This window comes from Streptomyces griseoloalbus, from assembly GCA_014650015.1.
GTDB classification, from domain to species: domain Bacteria; phylum Actinomycetota; class Actinomycetes; order Streptomycetales; family Streptomycetaceae; genus Streptomyces; species Streptomyces griseoloalbus.
On record BMUD01000032.1, the window covers coordinates 58,247 to 78,429 of the forward strand.

Below are 20,183 nucleotides of genomic sequence, written 5' to 3' on the forward strand. Positions count from 1 at the left end.
CAGCAGCCCGTCGGACCGGCGGAGCACCACAGTCGGCCGACGTGCAACCCTGGACGCATGCCCGAAGGAGACACGGTCTGGCAGGCCGCGCGACGGCTGCACGACGCCCTCGCGGGCAAGGTGCTGACCCGCAGCGACCTCCGGGTGCCCCGGTTCGCCACGGCCGACCTCACCGGCCGCACCGTGCTGGATGTCACCCCGCGCGGCAAGCATCTGCTCACCCGCGTCGAGGGCGGCCTGACCCTGCACTCGCACCTGCGGATGGACGGCTCCTGGCGCGTGTACGCGGACGGGCAGCGTTGGAACGGCGGCCCCGCCCACCAGATCCGCGCCATCCTCGGCACCACCGACCGCACCGCCGTCGGCTACCGGCTCCCCGTCCTGGAACTGATGCGCACCGCCGACGAGGCCCGTGCGGTCGGCCACCTCGGACCCGACCTCCTCGGCCCCGACTGGGACCCCGACCTGGCGCTGGCCAACCTCAGGAAGGACCCGGCCCGCCCCCTCGGCGAGGCCCTGCTGGACCAGCGGAACCTCGCCGGAATCGGCAATGTCTTCAAAAGCGAGCTCTGCTTCCTGCTCGGTGTCACCCCCTGGCTTCCCGTGGGGGACCTGCCCGCCGAACGGGCCGCGCAGCTGCCCGGACTCGCCAGGGAACTGCTGGAGTTCAACCGAGAACGCCCGATCCGCAGCACGACGGGCCGCCGCGGCCAGGACCTGTTCGTGTACGGCCGCGCACCGCGCCCCTGCCTGCGCTGCCGCACCCCCGTCCGCCTCGCCGACCAGGGCGACGGCTCCCGGGAGCGCCCCACGTACTGGTGCCCCACCTGCCAACCGGGCCCGGTCCCCACCCGATCGCCCCGCACCCTCCCCCGCGCCACCCGCTGACCGCACTCGGTAAGCAAGCGCCGCACCACACCAAGTGACTCTTGCGGTCAGGTCTGCTCGTGCGGTCCCTCCGTACCGCTACCCATCCAGGCTTCCGGCGCGGCGGCGCCGCCCGCGCGCCAGGCCCGCCGCCACCGGCCGGCCGCAAGCACCGCTTCCGCCCTCGCCTTGGGCACGCAGTGCACCGGCAGCACACCGAGCCCCCACCCGCCGGCCGCGACCGCCCCTTCCAGCGCACCGGCGTCGGGCACCAGCAGCAGCCGCGTCACCGCCCACCACCACAGGGCGCCGACCCCCAGCACCGCACCCCAGCGCACTGCCCGCCCCGTCGTCACGGCCCCCACCCCCGGACCGACGCTATGAGGACGCACACCCCCGCGAACAGGGCGCACCGGCGGCACACAGGCGCACCACGTCCCCCGAAGCGCCGTGCGAAGGGCCCGCGGCCCTCCAGGGCCACGTCACCCGTTCTCGGCCTGGAACATCCAATGCTGCTTCTCCAGGTCGGCAGTGATCGTGATGAGGACGTCCTGGCTGACCGGGTCCGGCTCCGCGGTCGCCATGACCCGCTCCCGCATACGGGCGATCACCGCACCCAGCGCGTCCACGAGTGTGCCCACCGCGGCCGTGTCGTCGACCCAGCCCTCAGGAGTCACTCCGATCCCGCTGCCGACGGCCACCGTCGCGGCGCGCCCGTCGGGCGAGACGCCCAGCGCCGCGGCGCGCTCCGCGACCGTGTCGGAGTGCGTGCGCGCCAGGGTCACGACCTCGTCGAGCTGGAGATGAACGGAACGGAAGCGTGGCCCGACCACGTTCCAGTGGATCTGCTTCGCGACCAGGGCGAGATCCACCAGATCGACCAGGGCGCCCTGCAGCGCCTCGGACACGGTCTTCACATTCGCGTCGGACAACGGGCTCTTCACGACGTACATCCGCACCTCCGTGGCTGTCCCCCGCCTCGTCCCTCAACGATGACCGCCGCGCGCCGCACCGGCAAACGCACACGGAACGTCCCGCGCATGCGAAAACCCCGGCGGCACCCTTCCGGATCTCCCCGGAAAGGCCCCTACCGGGGCATCTCACACCTTCACACCGCGCACGCGCGGAGCGCCACGCTCACGCGGCGACGACGTCCACCGCCTCGGCGGGCGCCTTGATCGTCACCCGCTCCGGAGGCACACCGGTCACCGAAACGGAACCCAGCATCGGACGACGAACCGGCGTGGGTACGGGCTGGCTGGGGGTCGCTGCAGCAGACTGGGCCAGCTCGGCGAGGGCGAGCTCGTCGCTCACTTCCCGCATGAGCTCGGACATCCGTACGTCCAGCGCGTCGCAGATGGCGGAGAGCAGCTCGGAGGAAGCCTCCTTCTGCCCCCGCTCCACCTCGGAGAGATAGCCGAGTGAGACTCGGGCGGACGAGGAGACTTCGCGCAGAGTACGGCCCTGGCGTTGGCGCTGCCGACGCAGCACGTCACCCAGCAGGCGACGGAGCAGAATCATCGGTGGCTCCCTCCTCGGACCGCGTAGCCGCATCCTTCTCGCCCCACCGTACCGCCTCGCGCCGCGGCCGTGCGGGGAGCGATGTCGTGTTCACTCAGGGCTGCAAACATCAAAACCCCCCGTTCCGTTCCGTATCCTGTGCCCGCTCATTCCCGGTCTGTTCGCCCGCCAGCTCCGTCAGGAGCAGTGCGAGTACGCTCCGTACACTCTCCTTACGAATTTCCGCACGGTCGCCGTTCAACCGCAGATGCTCCACTTTTCCGCCACCGGCAGAACCGGAACCCGCGCCGAAAGGGCCGTCGACGGCCACGAACACCGTGCCGACGGCCTGTCCGTCCTGGGGGTCCGGACCGGCCACACCGGTGGTCGCGATGCCCCAGTCGGCGCCCAGCGTCTTGCGGACACCGGCCGCCATCTGGGCCGCCACCTGCGGATCCACCGCTCCTCGCTGCGCCAGCAGAGTGGTGTCCACACCGAGCAGCTCATGTTTCAACTCGGTCGCGTACGCCGTCACCGAACCCCGGAAGACCTTGGACGCCCCGGGGACGGAGGTGATCTCCGCCGCCACCAGGCCACCGGTCAGCGACTCGGCCACGGCGAGGGTTCCACCGTTCACGGTGAGTAGTCGCACCACCTCGGTGGCCCTGGAACTCACGCTTCCGTCTCCTCCAACGCGGCCTTGCGCTCGGCGATTCCCTGCCTGCGCAGCACAATGGCCTGTTTCACATAGTCGAGTCCGGTCGCCACGGTCAGCACGACCGCCGCGGCCATCACCCACCAGCGCAGCGTGGCCAGCCACCCCGTCAGGGCCAGCACATACATACCGACGGCCACGCCCTGGGTGAGGGTCTTCAGCTTGCCCCCGCGGCTGGCCGGGATCACGCCGTAGCGAATGACCAGAAAACGCAGCAGTGTGATGCCGAGTTCCCGGCCGAGGATCACCCCGGTGACCCACCACGGCAGATCGCCCAGCGCGGAGAGGCAGATCAGTGCCGCTCCCATGATCGCCTTGTCGGCGATGGGGTCGGCGATCTTCCCGAAGTCGGTGACGAGGTTGTAGGTCCGCGCGAGATGACCGTCGAACAGGTCGGTGATCATGGCGATGGCGAAGGCCGCCCAGGCCAGCGACCGCCACGCCGGGTCGTATCCGCCGTCGGCGAGCATCAGCGCGACGAACGCCGGTACCAGGAACAGCCGGAGCATGGTCAGCAGGTTGGCGATGTTCCAGACGCTGGCCTGGTTGACGGCCGCCGCCGCGATCTTCCCGCCGCGCGCCGACTTCGCGCCGTCCTCGGCGTCGGCACCGCCGTCGAAGCCGCCTCGGGATGCGGCGACCCGAGCGGCCTCGTCGGCATGCGGCTGCGCACCGCCCGAGCCACGACCGGACATCCCACGCCTCGCCGCAGCGCCGCCGGACGATCCCTGAGCCGCGCCCCGCGCCTCACGCCCGGCCCCGGGAACACCCCCGGGGGTGACGCTCGCCGCCCTCCTCGCGCCGGAGGGGCCTCCTGCCGCCGATGCCGGGACACCCGTCATCTGCCCGCCTCCTCACTACACGCGAGCGAACCCTGGAACAGCGGCTCGGCCACCAGGTCGACACCTTCCGTGCCGACCACCTTCGCCTCGACCATACGGCCGACGCACAAGCCCTCGCCGCTCGTGAGGAGCACCTGGCCGTCCGTCTCGGGGGCCTGGTGCGCCGCCCGGCCGTACACGCCCTCCGCTTCGTCCACGGACTCCACCAGCACCTGTACGGTCTCTCCGACCCGTTCCTCGGCGCGCTGCGAGACGAGCTCCTCGGCCAGCCGGGACACATGTGCCAGTCGCTCGGCGACGACGTCCTCGTCCAGCTTGCGGTCGTACGTCGCCGCCTCGGTGCCCTCCTCGTCGGAGTAGCCGAACACGCCGACGGCGTCCAGCCGCGCGTGGTTCAGGAACCGCTCCAGTTCGGCGAGGTCGGCCTCGGACTCCCCGGGGAAGCCCACGATGAAGTTCGAGCGCACACCGGCCTGGGGCGCCTTGCTCCGGATGGTGTCGAGCAGCTCCAGGAACCGGTCGGTGTCACCGAAGCGGCGCATCGCGCGCAGCACGTCGGGCGCGGAGTGCTGGAAGGACAGGTCGAAGTACGGGGCGACCTTCGGGGTGGAGGTCAGCACGTCGATCAGGCCGGGCCGCATCTCGGCCGGCTGGAGGTAGCTGACGCGCACCCGCTCCAGGCCGTCGACGTCGGCCAGCTCGGGCAGCAGGGACTCCAGCAGGCGGATGTCACCGAGGTCCTTGCCGTAGGAGGTGTTGTTCTCGGAGACCAGCATGATCTCCTTCACCCCCTGTTCGGCCAGCCACCGCGTCTCGTTCAGCACGTCGCTGGGCCGGCGCGAGATGAAGGAGCCGCGGAAGGACGGGATCGCGCAGAAGGAGCAGCGCCGGTCACAGCCGGAGGCGAGCTTCACCGAGGCGACCGGGGAGCCGTCCAGACGGCGGCGCAGGGGCGCACGGGGGCCGGAGGCCGGGGCGAGGCCCTCCGGCAGATCCACCGGACCGTGTCCCGGAAGGGCGACCGAGGCGGCGGAGTCCTGGCGCTCGGCCGGGCTGATCGGCAGCAGCTTGCGCCGGTCCCGCGGGGTGTGGGAGGCGTGGATGCCGCCGTTCAGAATGGTCTGGAGGCGGTCGGAGATGTCGGTGTAGTCGTCGAAACCGAGCACGCCATCGGCCTCGGGAAGGGCTTCGGCAAGCTCCTTGCCGTACCGCTCGGCCATGCAGCCCACCGCCACGACGGCCTGCGTTCTTCCATGTCCCTTGAGGTCATTGGCCTCAAGGAGGGCGTCGACCGAGTCCTTCTTGGCGGCCTCGACGAAACCACAGGTGTTGACGACGGCGACGTCGGCGTCCTCGGCGTCCTCGACGAGCTGCCAGCCGTCCGCCTCCAAACGGCCTGCGAGCTCCTCCGAGTCCACCTCGTTACGGGCGCAGCCAAGGGTGACGAGTGCGACGGTACGGCGTTCAGGCATGGGCTCAAGACTACTTCGTCCCGCCGACACCCCATGTCGACGGGGCTGGCCCATCATGGCCCACCCCGGGCCGACGTGCCCCGGGGGCCGCTTATCCGGCCTGCGGGTCGCCCTTGGTGTAGGTCAGGCGCTCGACCGCGCCCGGCTGCCAGTCGTCCTCGATCTTCTTGCCGTTCACGAACAGGTCGATCGCGCCGGCGTCACCGAGGACCAGGTTGACCTTGGAACTGTCCTGGAAGGTCTTGGAGTCGCCCTGCTTGAGCAGGCCGTCGAAGAGCAGCCGGCCGTTGTGGTCCTTGGCGGAGATCCAGCTGCGTCCGTCGGCGGCGGTCACCCGGACGGTCACCTTGTCCTGCGGCGCGGCCGCGATGGCGCTGTCCGACGGTTCCGGCTCGGGGTCGGCGGGCTTCTTGGTCTTTGTGGTGGGCGAGGGGGACGTGGTGAACTCGCTGCCATCGGCGACGTTGGACTCGCCGCCGTCGTCGCCGCCCTTGACCATCGTGAACCCGACGAAGCCGATCACGACGACGATCGCGGCGACCATGGCGGCGGTCCAGTTGGGTCCGCGCCGCTCCGGGCGGATGCGTTCCGCCTCGAACAGGGGGGCGGCCGGGGTCGGGGCCGGACGGCCGCCGCCGTGCTCGGCCTCGTACTGGGCGATCAGCGGGGCCGGATCGAGGTGCACGGCCTTGGCCAGGGTCCGGATGTGCCCGCGCGCGTAGACGTCGCCGCCGCAGGGGGCGAAGTCGTCCGCCTCGATGGCATGCACGATGGCGATACGGACCCGGGTGGCGGTACTGACGTCGTCGACGGTGAGCCCGGCGGCGATCCGCGCCTGCTGCAGCGCACGGCCGACGGAGGGGCGGGCTTCCTCGGAAACGTCTTCGAAGGGACGCTCGTCTTCAGGGGAGTTGCCGATGGACACGGGGGCGCCTTTCGAGCGTGTAGCCGCCTGTGCTGGAGGTTCAGTCTAGGAGGGGTACGAGAGGGTGGGGCAACCGGGCGGTCGTACTTTGTACGCCATCGGAATGGCCCGACATCCCGATGGTGGGCCTCTTGTCTGTCGCTTCCCTCAACTTGACGTACGCCGACGGGAAACGGTTGCCCAATGATCCCTCACGGGTGGGTCACGATCGACCATCAGGGATCCTCGAGGAGACCGTCTACCCTTCAGACTCCCCCCGGATCAGCGCGAGCACGCCATCCAGCTCATCAGGCTTCACAAGAACGTCACGAGCCTTGGAACCCTCGCTCGGTCCGACGATGTTGCGGGACTCCATGAGGTCCATCAGCCGGCCGGCCTTGGCGAAGCCGACGCGCAGCTTGCGCTGGAGCATGGACGTCGACCCGAACTGGGTGGAGACGACCAGCTCGGCCGCCTGGCACAGCAGGTCGAGGTCGTCGCCGATGTCCTCGTCGATCTCCTTCTTCTGCTTGGTCCCGACGACGACGTCCTCCCGGAAGACCGGCGCCATCTGGTCCTTGCAGTGCTGGACGACGGCCGCGACCTCCTCCTCGGTCACGAACGCGCCCTGCATACGCGTCGGTTTGTTCGCGCCCATCGGCAGGAACAGCCCGTCGCCCTTGCCGATCAGCTTCTCGGCGCCGGCCTGGTCGAGGATGACGCGGGAGTCCGCGAGCGAGGAGGTGGCGAACGCCAGCCGGGAGGGCACGTTCGCCTTGATCAGACCGGTCACGACGTCGACCGACGGCCGCTGTGTGGCGAGCACCAGGTGGATACCGGCGGCCCGCGCGAGCTGCGTGATCCGCACGATGGCGTCCTCGACGTCGCGCGGGGCCACCATCATCAGGTCGGCCAGCTCGTCGACGATCACCAGCAGATAGGGGTACGGCTGGAGCTCCCGCTCGCTGCCCTCGGGCGGCTTGGCCTTGCCCTCGCGCACCGCGCGGTTGAAGTCGTCGATGTGCCGGTAGCCGTAGGCGGCCAGGTCGTCGTAGCGCAGGTCCATCTCGCGCACGACCCACTGGAGCGCCTCGGCGGCCCGCTTGGGGTTGGTGATGATCGGCGTGATCAGGTGCGGGATGCCCTCGTACGCCGTCAGCTCGACGCGCTTGGGGTCGACCAGGATCATCCGGACGTCCTCCGGGGTCGCCCGCATCATGATCGACGTGATCAGGCAGTTGATGCAGGACGACTTGCCGGATCCGGTGGCACCGGCGACCAGCATGTGCGGCATCTTCGCCAGCGAGGCCATGACGTAGCCGCCCTCGACGTCCTTGCCGAAGGCGACCAGCATCGGGTCGTCGTCCTCGGCGGACTCGGCGAGCCGCAGCACGTCGCCGAGGTTGACCATCTCCCGATCCGTGTTCGGGATCTCGATGCCGACCGCGGACTTGCCGGGGATCGGGCTGATGATCCGCACGTCCGGGCTGGCGACGGCGTACGCGATGTTCTTGGTCAGCGCGGTCACCCGCTCGACCTTCACGGCCGGACCGAGTTCCACCACGTAGCGGGTGACCGTCGGGCCGCGGGTGAAGCCGGTGACGGCGGCGTCCACCTTGAACTCCGTGAAGACCTTCCGCAGAGACTCGACGACGGCGTCGTTGGCGGCGCTGCGCGCCTTGCCCGGGCCGCCGCGCCGGAGCAGGTCGAGGGCGGGCAGGGAGTAGGTGATGTCGCCGGAGAGCTGGAGCTGCTCCGCGCGGGCGGGCAGGTCACGGGGCTCGCTGGGCGGCGCCTTCGTCATGTCCAGGACGCCCGCCGGCGTCTTCTGCTGCTTCGGCCTGTCCGCCGTCGGCTTCTCCTGCTGCGGGCGCGCGGCCGGGACCGGCGCCGGTGTGGTCGGTTCACGGTCGCCGGCACTCACGCCCTGGGTCAGGTCGGCGACGACCGGCGACGGCGGCATCCCGTGCAGCACGGCGCCGTCCAGCGCCGCGGCCGCGGCGGCGGCCACGTCGACGGCGTCCATGGGCCGGTCCCTGCCGGGCTGCGGCACCGAGGACCTGCGGGGCCTGCCCCGGCGCCGGGACAGCGCCTCCTGCTCCACGCCGTCGCCGTCGTACTCCTCGGGGTCCCTGCGGCCCCTGCGGCGGCTCGTGGGCAGCGCCTCGCGCCACTGCTCCTCGTAGCGCTCGTCGTCCGCGCCGAACTCCTCCGGCTCGGGTTCGCGGACGAGTCCGAGCCGCACGCCGAGCTGACGCAGGCGCTGCGGAACGGCGTTCACCGGGGTGGCCGTGACGACCAGGAGACCGAAGATCGTGAGCAGCACCAGCAGCGGCACGGCGAGGACGTCGGTCATGGTGAAGGACAGCGGCGTGGCCGCGGCCCAGCCGATGAGACCCCCCGCGTCCCTTATGCCCTGCATGCCGTCACCACGGGCGGGCGAGCCGCAGGCGACGTGGATCTGCCCGAGGACACCGATGACGAGCGCGGACAGACCGATGACGATCCGTCCGTTGGCCTCCGGCTTCTCCGGGTGCCGGATGAACCGTACGGCGATCACGGCGACCAGGATCGGCACCAGCAGGTCGAGCCGGCCGAAGGCCCCGGTGACGAGGATCTCCACCAGGTCGCCGACGGGGCCCTTCAGGTCCGCCCAGGTGCCCGCGGCGACGATCAGCGCGATGCCGAGCAGCAGCAGGGCGACGCCGTCCTTGCGGTGGGCGGGGTCGAGGTTCTTGGCGCCCTGTCCGATGCCGCGGAAGACGGCGCCGACGGCGTGCGCGAGGCCCAGCCAGAGGGCGCGCGCGAGCCGGTAGACGCCGCTGGTCGGGTTCGGCGCCGGTGCGGGCGCCGGCTTCTTCGCCGCGGCCCTCTTGGCGGGTGCCTTCTTCGCCGGGGCCTTCTTGGCAGCGGCCTTCTTCGCCGGAGCCTTCGCGGGGGCGGCCGCCTTCTTCGCGGGCGGCTTCCTGGCTGCGGAGGGACGTGAGGCCATAGGTGTGAGGTTACCGGTGGAGACGGCAGGGGACACGCGTGACGGATGCTTCACCCGTTCGTGTCGCTCTCGCCGAGGTGCGAAGGTGACGCCCAGGGGCAACAGGGAAAGCGGTGTGACACCACCTCAGGCCCCGTCACCTCCGAACGGACCGGGCAACCACCCTGCCGTCGGGGTCAGTTCTGCGACGGCACCGAGGGTGAGCCGCCGGTCCCCGGCTCGAGAGCGTCCAGCGCCCGCCGCAACCCCGTGAGCTTGCGCTCGAGATGGGCCGCCGTGGCCACCGCGGCCGCGTCGGTCGACTCGTCGTTGAGCTGCTTGGTGAGCGCCTCGGCCTGCTCCTCGACGGCCGCGAGCCGCGCCGAGAGCTCGGCGAGCAGCCCCGCCGACTCCTTCGACTCATCGGCGTCCTTCTCGCCGCCCTCCAACTGGAGCCGCAGCAGCGCCGCCTGCTCCCGCAGTTGGCAGTTCTTCATGTACAGCTCGACGAAGACCGAGACCTTCGCGCGCAACACCCACGGGTCGAACGGCTTGGAGATGTAGTCCACCGCACCCGCCGCGTACCCACGGAAGGTGTGGTGCGGGCCGTGGTTGATCGCGGTGAGGAAGATGATCGGGATGTCCCGGGTCCGCTCCCGCCGCTTGATGTGCGCGGCGGTCTCGAAACCGTCCATGCCCGGCATCTGGACATCCAGCAGGATGACCGCGAAATCGTCCGTGAGCAGTGCCTTGAGCGCTTCTTCCCCGGACGATGCCCGTACCAGCGTCTGATCGAGCGCCGAGAGGATCGCCTCCAGCGCCAGCAGATTCTCCGGCCGGTCATCGACCAGGAGGATCTTGGCCTTCTGCACCATGGCCCGCCCTCCTCGCCCCGGCTTGGGGCCTCCCCTGTCCACAGGACCTGAGGACGCACCGGTGGGTACCGCCCCAGGGGACGACTCCCTTGCGCCGCCCGTCCTCGTGCCGGACATCGTAGCCGCACCCCGCCCGTCGACACACCCTGTCACCGCGATGTCACTGTGCACATAGCAGAAACGCGGCGGGAGTCCAGAAGGTTCCCCGAATCCCGTACGTCTACACGACCTTCTCCACGACTTCACACCCACCGCACCAGCGACTTCGCGTACACACCGAAGCTTCCCGCCCCGGTCGCGCTCCCGCCGTACGCCGCCCTCACTCCCCCCGCATCCACTGTTCCATCACCGTCAGCAGGTGATCGGGATCGACCGGCTTGGTCACGTAGTCGGAGGCACCCGACTCGATGGCCTTCTCACGGTCGCCCTTCATCGCCTTCGCGGTGAGCGCGATGATCGGCAGCCCGGCGAACTGCGGCATCCGGCGGATCGCCGTGGTCGTCGCATACCCGTCCATCTCGGGCATCATGATGTCCATCAGGACGACCGCCACGTCGTCGTGCTGTTCCAGCACCTCGATGCCCTCGCGGCCGTTCTCCGCGTACAGCACGGACAGTCCGTGCTGCTCCAGGACGCTGGTGAGCGCGAAGACGTTACGGATGTCGTCGTCGACGATCAGCACCTTCTGCCCGCCGAAGCGGATACCTCGGCGCGACGGCCGGGGCGACAGCTCCTGCTGCTCCACTCCCGACCACTGCTCCAGCTCGGTGGCGGGCCGCTGCTCCGGCCGGGGCGTGCCCCTGCGGCGGCGCCGGAACAGCGCGGCCGGACCGTTCTGGGTGTCCCGGTACGACTTCACCTCCGCCGGCGTCTCGACCTCCGCCGGGGACAGCTCGGCCGAGGCCACCAGGTCACCGGCCTCCAGCGCGGGCATGGGCTGCTGGTAGCCGTGCGGCGGCAGCTCGCTGGGGTGCAGCGGCAGGTACAGCGTGAACGTCGAGCCACGGCCCGGCTCGCTCTGCGCGTGGATCTCGCCGCCGAGCAGCTGCGCGATCTCCCGCGAGATCGACAGCCCCAGCCCCGTACCGCCGTACTTGCGGCTGGTGGTGCCGTCGGCCTGCTTGAACGCCTCGAAGATCACCCGCATCTTGCTGGCCGCGATGCCGATGCCGGTGTCGCTCACCGAGAACGCGATCAGGTCCGCGTCCGGGTCGGCCAGCGAACCGGCCTCCAGGAGCTGCTCCCGGATCCTCTGCGGAACATCGTCCCGGGCGGGCCGGATGACCAGCTCGACCGAACCGGAGTCGGTGAACTTCACCGCGTTCGACAACAGGTTGCGCAGCACCTGGAGCAGCCGCTGCTCGTCGGTGTGCAGGGTGGCCGGCAGCTCCGGGGACACCCGTACGGACAAATCCAGGCCCTTCTCCGCGGTCAGCGGCCGGAAGGTGGCCTCCACGTAGTCCACGAGCTGGACCAGCGCGATCCGCGTCGGGGAGACGTCCATCTTGCCCGCCTCGACCTTGGACAGGTCGAGGATGTCGTTGATGAGCTGGAGCAGGTCCGACCCGGCGCCGTGGATGGTCTCGGCGAACTCGACCTGCTTCGGGGAGAGGTTCCCCTCCGCGTTGTCGGCGAGCAACTTGGCCAGAATGAGCAGCGAGTTGAGCGGCGTCCGCAGCTCGTGCGACATGTTGGCCAGGAACTCGCTCTTGTAGCGCATGGACACCGCGAGCTGCTCGGCGCGCTCCTCCAGGACCTGCCGCGCCTCCTCGATCTCGGTGTTCTTCACCTCGATGTCGCGGTTCTGGCGGGCCAGCAGCTCGGCCTTCTCCTCCAGTTCGGCGTTGGACGCCTGGAGGGCCTTCTGCCGCTGCTCCAACTCCGCCGACCGCTCGCGCAGTTGCTCGGTCAGCTCCTGGGACTGCGCCAGCAGCCGCTCGGTCTTGGTGTTGACCGAGATGGTGTTGACGCTCGTCGCGATCATCTCGGCGATCTGGTTGAGGAAGTCCTTCTGGATGTGCGTGAACGGCGTGAAGGAGGCCAGCTCGATGACGCCGAGCACCTTCCCCTCGAACAGCACCGGAAGCACGATCACCTGCGCCGGCGGCGCCTCCCCGAGCCCCGAGGAGATCTTCAGATAGCCGCTGGGCGCGTTCTCCACCAGGATCGTTCGCTTCTCCATGGCGGCGGTCCCGATGAGCCCCTCACCGGGCCGGAACGACGTCGGCATGGAGCCCATGGAGTAACCGTACGAGCCGAGCATGCGCAGCTCGAACCGGTCGGCGTCCGCGCCGTTCACGTCCTCGCCGTCGACCAGGGGCATCGCGAGGAAGAACGCACCGTGCTGCGCGGAGACCACCGGGGTCAGCTCACTCATGATCAGCGAAGCCACGTCCTCCAGGTCGCGGCGGCCCTGCATCAGCGCGGAGATCCGGGCCAGATTGCCCTTCAGCCAGTCCTGCTCCTTGTTGGCGATCGTGGTGTCGCGCAGGTTGGCGATCATCTTGTTGATGTAGTCCTGGAGTTCCTGGATCTCCCCGGACGCGTCCACGTCGATCTTCAGGTTCAGGTCACCGCGGGTCACCGCGGTCGCCACGCGCGCGATGGCACGCACCTGCCGGGTGAGGTTCCCGGCCATCTCGTTCACGGACTCGGTCAGGTCCCGCCACGTGCCGTCGACGTCACGCACGCGTGCCTGGCCGCCCAGCTGGCCCTCGGTGCCCACCTCGCGGGCCACGCGCGTGACCTCCTCCGCGAACGAGGACAGCTGATCCACCATCGTGTTGATGGTGGTCTTCAGCTCCAGGATCTCCCCGCGCGCGTCGATGTCGATCTTCTTCGTCAGGTCACCCTTGGCGATGGCCGTCGTCACCATGGCGATGTTGCGCACCTGACCGGTCAGGTTGGACGCCATCTGGTTCACCGACTCGGTGAGGTCCTTCCACGTACCGGCCACACCCGGCACATGCGCCTGACCACCCAGGATGCCGTCCGTGCCCACCTCGCGCGCCACCTTGGTGACCTGCTCGGCGAACGCGCTCAGCGTCTTCACCATGGTGTTGATCGTGTCGGCGAGCTGCGCCACCTCGCCACGCGCCTCGATACTGACCTGCCGCGTCAGGTCGCCGTTGGCGACGGCGGCGGAGACCTGGGAGATGTTGCGCACCTGGGTCGTCAGGTTCTTGGCCATCAGGTTGACGTTGTCGCTCAGGTCCTTCCAGATGCCCGTGACCCCTGGCACGTGCGCCTGGCCGCCCAGGATGCCCTCGGTGCCCACCTCACGGGCCACCCGGGTCACCTGCTCGGCGAACGACGACAGCTGGTCCACCATCGTGTTGACGGTGGTGACCAGCTCGAGGATCTCGCCCTTGGCGTCGACGGTGATCTTCTTCGACAGGTCGCCCTTGGCGACCGCGGTGGTGACCTCGGCGATGTTGCGCACCTGGAGGGTCAGGTTGTTCGCCATGCCGTTCACGGACTGCGTGAGGTCCTTCCAGGTGCCGGAGACACCCTGCACCTCGGCCTGACCGCCGAGGATGCCCTCCGTACCCACCTCACGGGCCACACGCGTGACCTCCTGGGCGAACGACGACAGCTGGTCCACCATCGTGTTCAGCGTGTTCTTCAGCTCGAGGATCTCCCCGCGCGCGTCCACGGTGATCTTCTGCGACAGGTCACCCCGCGCCACCGCGGTCGCCACCTGGGCGATGTTGCGGACCTGCGCGGTGAGGTTGCCGGCCATGCCGTTCACGGAGTCCGTCAGGTCCCGCCACACACCGGCGACCCCGGGCACCTGTGCCTGACCGCCCAGACGGCCTTCGGTGCCCACCTCACGGGCCACGCGCGTGACCTGGTCCGCGAAGGAGGACAGCTGGTCCACCATCGTGTTGATGGTGTTCTTCAGCTCCAGGATCTCCCCGCGGGCGTCGACGTCGATCTTCTGCGACAGGTCACCGCGCGCGACGGCCGTCGTAACCTGCGCGATGTTGCGCACCTGACCGGTCAGGTTGGACGCCATCGAGTTGACGGAGTCGGTGAGCTCCTTCCAGGTGCCCGACACGCCGTCCACGCGCGCCTGACCCCCCAGCCGTCCCTCCGTGCCCACGTCCCGGGCCATCCGCGTGACCTGGTCGGCGAAGCTCGACAGCTGGTCCACCATCGTGTTCACGGTGTTCTTCAGCTGGAGCATCTCACCGGAGACGTCCACGGTGACCTTCTGCGAGAGGTCACCGTTGGCGACCGCCGTCGTCACCTGGGCGATGTTCCTCACCTGCCCGGTGAGGTTGCGGAACGCCGTGTTGACCGAGTCCGTCAGGTCCTTCCACGTCCCCGCCGCCCCCGGCACCTGCGCCTGGCCGCCCAGCTCACCCTCGACACCGATCTCCCGCGCCACGCGCGTGACCTCGGCACCGAAGGAGGACAGCTGGTCGACCATCGTGTTGACGGTGTTCTTCAGCTCCAGCATCTCGCCGGCCACGTCGACGGTGACCTTCTGCGACAGGTCACCATTGGCGACCGCCGTCGTCACCGCCGCGATGTCCCGCACCTGCGTGGTCAGGTTCCGGAACACCGTGTTGACGGAGTCCGTCAGGTCCTTCCACGTCCCCGCCGCGCCCGGCACATTCGCCTGGCCGCCCAGCCGGCCCTCGGCCCCGACCTCGTTGGCGACCCGCGTGACCTCGTCGGCGAAGATCCGCAGCGTCTCGGTCATCTGGTTGATCGTCTCGGCGAGCTGCGCGACCTCGCCACGCGCCGGCACCGTCACCTTCCGCGACAGGTCACCGTTGGCGACCGCCGTCGTCACCTCGGCGATCCCGCGCACCTGCGCCGTGAGGTTACCGGCCATGGTGTTGACGGAGTCGGTGAGTTCCTTCCACACGCCGTCCACCCCGGGGACCTGCGCCTGGCCGCCCAGGGCGCCCTCGGTGCCCACCTCGCGGGCGACGCGGGTCACCTCGGAGGAGAACGCGGAGAGCTGGTCCACCATCGTGTTGACGGTGTTCTTCAGCTCGAGCATCTCCCCTTCGACATGCACGGTGACCTTGCGTGACAGGTCACCGCGCGCGACGGCCGTCGTCACCAGCGCGATGTCGCGCACCTGCGCCGTCAGCCGCTCCGCCATGGTGTTGACGGAGTCCGTCAGGTCCTTCCACGAGCCCGACATGCCGCGCACCTGGGCCTGACCGCCCAGCTTGCCCTCGGTACCCACCTCGCTGGCCACACGCGTGACCTCGTCGGTGAAGGTCGACAACTGGTCGACCAGGTTGTTGACGGTCCGCCCGACCTTCAGGAACTCGCCCCGCAGCGGATGCCCCGACCCGTCCGGCGCCTGCGTGCGCAGCTCCATACGCGGCGACAGATCACCCTCCGCCACCGCCGACAGCACCCGGCTGACCTCGGAGACCGGCCGCACCAGGTCGTCGACCAGCGCGTTCGAGTTGTCGATGGCGGTCGCCCAGGAGCCCTCGGAGGCGCCCGTCTCCAGCCGCTCCGTGAGCTTTCCCTCACGCCCGACCATCCGGCGCACCCGCGCCAGCTCGCCCGTCAGATGGAGATTGCGGTCGGCCACCTCGTTGAAGACCGCCGCGATCTCCGCCATCACGCCGTCGCCGGTCACCGTGAGCCGCTTGCGGAAGTTCCCGTCCCGCATCGCCACAAGCGCCACCAGCAGCCGGTTCAGGGCCGCCGTGTCCACCGTCGTGGTCCCACCCCGCGCCCTTCCCGGCTTACTCAGGGACTGTCCGCCTTTCGCGCGCGTGTTCGTGCCCCGCGTCGCTGCGCCAGACTCCACTGTGTCCCTCCCGCAGGGGTCGACCGTTACCGCTGTACTCGGGCACACCACCAGGGGCGTACCCGTTACTCCTGTGCTTTTCCTGTACTACTGCGATGTCCTGCCCGGCGTTCCAAGGCACCGCCAGGGGGCTGCTGCCCACCCGACGCGGAAGACACACGGCCTGTCCGCACCTTCACAACAAGCCTGCCCAGTGTTTCACCCCCGCCGAACCAGGCCATAACAGTTCGGCAGCTTCGCACATCGTCCGCACACCCGCCGGATGAAGAACACCTCCGGACGGAATCACAGCAGACCGGCATCCGCTCGGACCGCGAAGGTAAGTAACCTTGCATCCGGCTGTCCAGCCACGCCGGTCCGTCCGGCCTGGGCGGTGGCACGGAGACGAGCGGGCATCGGAGGGGCGGCCGCACACATGACCACCGGACTGATCCCGGGGGAGCAGCCCTCGGACCCACGGCCGACTGACGGCCTGCCGCAACAGCGGCGCGAGCCGGTCGGCCAGGGAGCCATGCCCGTCGAGAACCGGTCGAGGAGTTCTGTGATCACCGCCCGCGCGGCCGCCAGCTTCGAGCCCGTCGGACGATCCGTCGCGAGCGCCCGCTCCTTCGTCCGCGACACGCTCCAGGGCTGGGGCTTCGGTGACATCGTCGACGACGCCGTGGTCCTCACCAGCGAACTGGTGACCAACGCCGTGGTCCATGCCGGAACCTCCGCGGACCTGCTCTGTCTGCGCAGCGACGTGGGCATTCGGATCGAGGTGGCCGACCGGTATCCCGAGCGCGAGGTCCCCCTGCAGGGATCGCCCGTCAGCATGGGCAGCCCCGACCGTGAGGGCGGCCGGGGGCTCCAGCTGTGCGCGGCCCTGGCCGGCCACTGGGGCGTGGACTACACGCCCACCCACAAGACCGTCTGGTTCCAGCTCGACCTTCCCGAGCGCCCGGTCGGCACCCGCACCGCCGGCCCCTCCCTGCCGACCCATCTCCTCCCGCTCGCCGACGCCCGGGTCCGCGTGGCCGTCGTCCAGATCGACCGCACCGGCTCCGTCACCGCCTGGAACGAGGACGCCGAGGAGCTCTTCGGCTACACCGCCGAGCAGGTCACCGGGAAGCCGCTCACCGATCTCGCGGCCTGGCCGCACACCCCGGGCACCAGCACCGGCATCGCCGACGCCCTCCGGCTCTCCCGCTGGGAGGGCAGCTACGGCGTCCGCGGCGCGGGCGGCCAAGTGATCCCGGTGTACGCCTCCCACCTGCGCGTCCGTGACACCGACGGCGATCCGTCAACGGTCTGTCTCCTGGTGAGGGACCACGAACGGGCGGTTTTGCAGACCCCGCTGCGCGCCCCGGCGTCCGACGCGTCCGGCACCTCCGACGGCCAGAGCACCGATCCCTTCGAGGTCTTCATCGGCTCCCCCGCCCCGGACGACCTCGACGGCCTGCTCCAGCGCACGGTGGAACGCGCGCGCGACATGCTCGACGCCGATTCCGCCTTCCTGCTCCTCGCGACCGACGACGAGACGGAACTGGAGGTCCGTGCCTCCACCGGCCTCCCCTCGGCCCGCCAGCGCTTCGCCCGCGTCCCTGTCGAGGCCGGCCCGGGCCGCTACGGCTCCGCCCGTATGCCGGCGGTCCACGAGGACCTCAGCGCCGTCCCCGGCGCGGTTCCCCTCCTCAACGGCACCGGCATGCGCTCGGTCGTCACCGTCCCGCTGAAGGTCGAGGGCCGGCTCACCGGCTCCCTCGGCGTCGCCGCCGAGGCACCGGGCAGATACACCAACGAAGAGGCCCTGCGCCTGCAGTTCGCGGCCGACCGCATCGCCCTGGCCGTCGAGTCGGCCCGCCTGGGCGAGCTGGAACGCCTGCGCCGCGGCTCGCTCAGCTTCCTCGTCGAAGCCTCCGACCTGTTGGCCGGCACCCTGGACCGGGACCAGACCCTGGCCCTGATGGCGCAGATGACGGTCCCCACCCTGGCCACCTGGTGCGCCGTCTACACGATCGCCGACCAGTCCTCCGATCCCTATTTGTCCTACGTGCTGCACGAGGACGAGGAGCTGATCGACGGCATCAAGTCCCTGCTGTCGAAGATCTCCCCGCCCGACCCGGTCCCCACCCCCGGCGCCCGCATCTGGTCGGCCCCGGCGGAGGTCGCCCACCAGGCGGCCCTGCGCAGTTCCATGCGCAGCCTCGGCCTGAGCGGCAGTCCGACCCACCATGTCACCCCGGGCATCGGCCCGACCCTCGCCACGGCCTCCGCGGTCGGCGGCGAAACCGTCGTCCTCCCGCTGGTCGCCCGCAACCGCGTCATCGGCATGCTCACCCTCGGCAAGCCGACCGACGAGCACTTCCGCCAGGAGATCCTGGAACTCGCCGAGGACCTTTCCCGACGGGCCGCCCTGGCCCTGGACAACGCCCGCCTCTACTCGGAGCGCACGGCCATCAGCCAGTCCCTCCAGCGCAGCCTCCTGCCGCCCGAGCTGCCGCTGATCGACGGTGTAGAGGTCGAGGTCATCTACCGCGCGGCCGGCGAGGGCAACGAGGTCGGCGGCGACTTCTACGACCTCTTCCCGATCAGCGACGGTGCCTACGGCTTCGCCATCGGCGACGTCTGCGGTACGGGCCCGAACGCGGCGGCCGTCACCGGCCTCGCCCGGCACGCGCTGCGCCTGCTGGCCCGTGAGGGTTTGAGCGGACCTGCGGTCCTGGAGCGCCTCAACTCGGCGATCCTCGACGAGGGCGCCCGCAGCCGCTTCCTCACGCTGCTCTACGGCGAGATGCGCCCGCAGGAGGACGGCAGCGCGGAACTGAAGGTGGTCTGCGCCGGACATCCGCTGCCGCTCCGCCTGCGCCAGGACGGCACGGTCGAACCGGCCGCCGAGCCCCAGCCGCTCCTCGGCGTCCTGGAGGACCTGGAGCTGTACGAGCAGACGGTCACCCTCGATCCCGGCGACGTCCTGCTCTGCGTCACCGACGGCGTCACGGAACGCCGCGAGGGCACCCGGATGCTGGGCGACGACGGTCTGGCCGATGTGCTGACGACCTGCACGGGCCTGACGGCTGGCGCGGTCGCCGCCCGCATCATGCGCGCCGTGGAACGTTTCGCCACGGACGCGCCGTCGGACGACATGGCCATCCTGGCCATGCGCGTACCCGGTCTGCACAAGGACTAGCAGGCGCCGGAGCCAGGGCATGAGAAAGGCCCCGCCCGATCGGGCGGGGCCTTTCTGTCGGAGCCCCCAAACGGAATCGAACCGTTGACCTTCTCCTTACCATGGAGACGCTCTACCGACTGAGCTATAGGGGCCTGTTGCCGTTCCAGGGTTTCCCCGTGGCAACGGAATAGATCATACCCCGGACGCACCCGTGCTCCCAACCACGCTCAAAGAGCAGGCTGCAGCAGACCGCCCAGTGCGTTGCACGCGGACGCGATCCGTTGCATGTCCCGCCTGGTCAGCGAGGCGTCCACGGGCAGTGCGAGCGTCTCGTCGGCGGCCCGCTCGGTCTCGGGCAGGGACACACACCGCCGGAACTCGGGCAGCCGGTGCACGGGCGTCTTCACCGGCACCCGGCACTCAACGCCCCTGGCCCGTATGGCCCGTGCGAAGGCGTCGCGGTCGGGCCGGCCATTTCCCGGTACCCGTACCACGTACTGCTGATAGGTGTGCCCGGCCCCGCCCTCGGGCGTCCGCACACCCCGCAGCTTGGTGTCGAGAAACGCCGCCCGCTCCCGCCGCTGGGCTATCTCGTCGTACGGCGCCTCGGACTCCCCGTGCTCCAGCACCAGCAGCCCGTGCCGCCGGCCCAGTGCGTGCAGTTGCCCAACATCGGCGGGCCTGCCGAAGCGGTGGACGGCAACGACGGCCGCCGTCCGCCGAGTTACGGCCGCCTCCACCGCGGCCGGGTCCAGGCAGTACGTCGCCGGGTCTATGTCGGCGAACACCGGCAACGCCCCTGCCATCGCAACGGCCTCGGCGACCTCCACGTTGCCGAAGGCCGGCATGACGACCTCGTCACCGACTCCGACACCGGCGGCCCTGAGCAGTGCAGCAGTACCCATGGGGTGGATGCTCGTTGCGCGACGTGAACTTCAAGTGACGCGGAACAAAAAAGGGTTGGACGCGGAACCGAAGTTCCGGGTCCAACCCTTTTGAAGAATTGTTCGGCGGCGTCCTACTCTCCCACAGGGTCCCCCCTGCAGTACCATCGGCGCTGTAAGGCTTAGCTTCCGGGTTCGAAATGTAACCGGG

Annotated in this window: 13 protein-coding genes, 1 tRNA gene and 1 rRNA gene; 2 read left to right on the top strand and 13 right to left on the bottom strand. The window is 70.0% G+C overall.

Translation table 11 applies throughout. From position 1 onward, the window contains the following. Window positions 1-57 precede the first annotated feature (57 nt). A complete protein-coding gene (locus tag IE178_RS32435) occupies window positions 58-888 on the top strand; it encodes an Fpg/Nei family DNA glycosylase (protein WP_193514732.1) in 831 nt (276 codons plus the stop codon). A gap of 47 nt (window positions 889-935) precedes the next feature. Here IE178_RS32435 and IE178_RS32440 read toward each other — a convergent pair whose 3' ends face one another. From IE178_RS32440 to IE178_RS32485, 10 genes are all read right to left on the bottom strand, one after another. After that, window positions 936-1,223 carry a hypothetical protein gene (locus tag IE178_RS32440; RefSeq protein WP_193514733.1) on the bottom strand — a complete coding sequence of 96 codons (288 nt, stop codon included), beginning with the start codon at window positions 1,221-1,223 and terminating at the stop codon, window positions 936-938. A 126-nt stretch (window positions 1,224-1,349) separates the two neighbouring features. Beyond that, the gene (locus IE178_RS32445) at window positions 1,350-1,820 is read right to left on the bottom strand and encodes a Dps family protein (RefSeq protein ID WP_184765834.1); all 471 of its coding nucleotides are present in this window, start codon (window positions 1,818-1,820) and stop codon (window positions 1,350-1,352) included. A gap of 184 nt (window positions 1,821-2,004) precedes the next feature. Continuing rightward, the gene (locus IE178_RS32450; RefSeq protein WP_184765833.1) at window positions 2,005-2,388 is read right to left on the bottom strand and encodes a helix-turn-helix domain-containing protein; all 384 of its coding nucleotides are present in this window, start codon (window positions 2,386-2,388) and stop codon (window positions 2,005-2,007) included. Window positions 2,389-2,497: 109 nt separating this feature from the next. Then, complete coding sequence (locus IE178_RS32455; protein WP_184765832.1) at window positions 2,498-3,043, bottom strand: CinA family protein; 546 nt, start codon at window positions 3,041-3,043, stop codon at window positions 2,498-2,500. Next, window positions 3,040-3,924: a CDP-diacylglycerol--glycerol-3-phosphate 3-phosphatidyltransferase gene (gene pgsA / locus IE178_RS32460; RefSeq protein ID WP_184765831.1), complete on the bottom strand. Its 885-nt coding sequence runs from the start codon at window positions 3,922-3,924 to the stop codon at window positions 3,040-3,042. Before pgsA ends, IE178_RS32455 begins: the two co-directional genes overlap by 4 nt. Then, complete coding sequence (gene rimO / locus IE178_RS32465) at window positions 3,921-5,396, bottom strand: 30S ribosomal protein S12 methylthiotransferase RimO (RefSeq protein WP_193514734.1); 1,476 nt, start codon at window positions 5,394-5,396, stop codon at window positions 3,921-3,923. The genes pgsA and rimO overlap by 4 nt, the downstream gene beginning before the upstream one ends. 91 nt (window positions 5,397-5,487) lie before the next feature. Then, window positions 5,488-6,321: a helix-turn-helix domain-containing protein gene (locus tag IE178_RS32470; protein ID WP_184765829.1), complete on the bottom strand. Its 834-nt coding sequence runs from the start codon at window positions 6,319-6,321 to the stop codon at window positions 5,488-5,490. Window positions 6,322-6,559: 238 nt separating this feature from the next. Continuing rightward, window positions 6,560-9,292, bottom strand: coding sequence for a DNA translocase FtsK (locus IE178_RS32475; RefSeq protein ID WP_193514735.1), 2,733 nt, complete (start codon window positions 9,290-9,292; stop codon window positions 6,560-6,562). A 176-nt stretch (window positions 9,293-9,468) separates the two neighbouring features. Further along, window positions 9,469-10,146: a response regulator gene (locus IE178_RS32480; RefSeq protein WP_184765827.1), complete on the bottom strand. Its 678-nt coding sequence runs from the start codon at window positions 10,144-10,146 to the stop codon at window positions 9,469-9,471. Window positions 10,147-10,465: 319 nt separating this feature from the next. Further along, window positions 10,466-15,937 (bottom strand): HAMP domain-containing protein, encoded by a 5,472-nt coding sequence (locus tag IE178_RS32485; RefSeq protein ID WP_184765826.1) that lies wholly within the window; start codon window positions 15,935-15,937, stop codon window positions 10,466-10,468. A gap of 415 nt (window positions 15,938-16,352) precedes the next feature. On the opposite strand from IE178_RS32485, the gene IE178_RS32490 reads away from it, so the two are divergent. Continuing rightward, a complete protein-coding gene (locus IE178_RS32490; RefSeq protein ID WP_193514736.1) occupies window positions 16,353-19,106 on the top strand; it encodes a SpoIIE family protein phosphatase in 2,754 nt (917 codons plus the stop codon). 61 nt (window positions 19,107-19,167) lie between these two features. On the opposite strand, the gene IE178_RS32495 is transcribed toward IE178_RS32490, so the two are convergent. The 3 genes from IE178_RS32495 to rrf all read right to left on the bottom strand — a co-directional run. After that, window positions 19,168-19,240 (bottom strand) — tRNA-Thr (locus IE178_RS32495). Window positions 19,241-19,315: 75 nt separating this feature from the next. Next, a complete protein-coding gene (locus IE178_RS32500) occupies window positions 19,316-19,978 on the bottom strand; it encodes a DegT/DnrJ/EryC1/StrS family aminotransferase (RefSeq protein WP_184765931.1) in 663 nt (220 codons plus the stop codon). 115 nt (window positions 19,979-20,093) lie between these two features. Next, window positions 20,094-20,183 (bottom strand): 5S ribosomal RNA (gene rrf / locus IE178_RS32505); the annotation flags it as partial.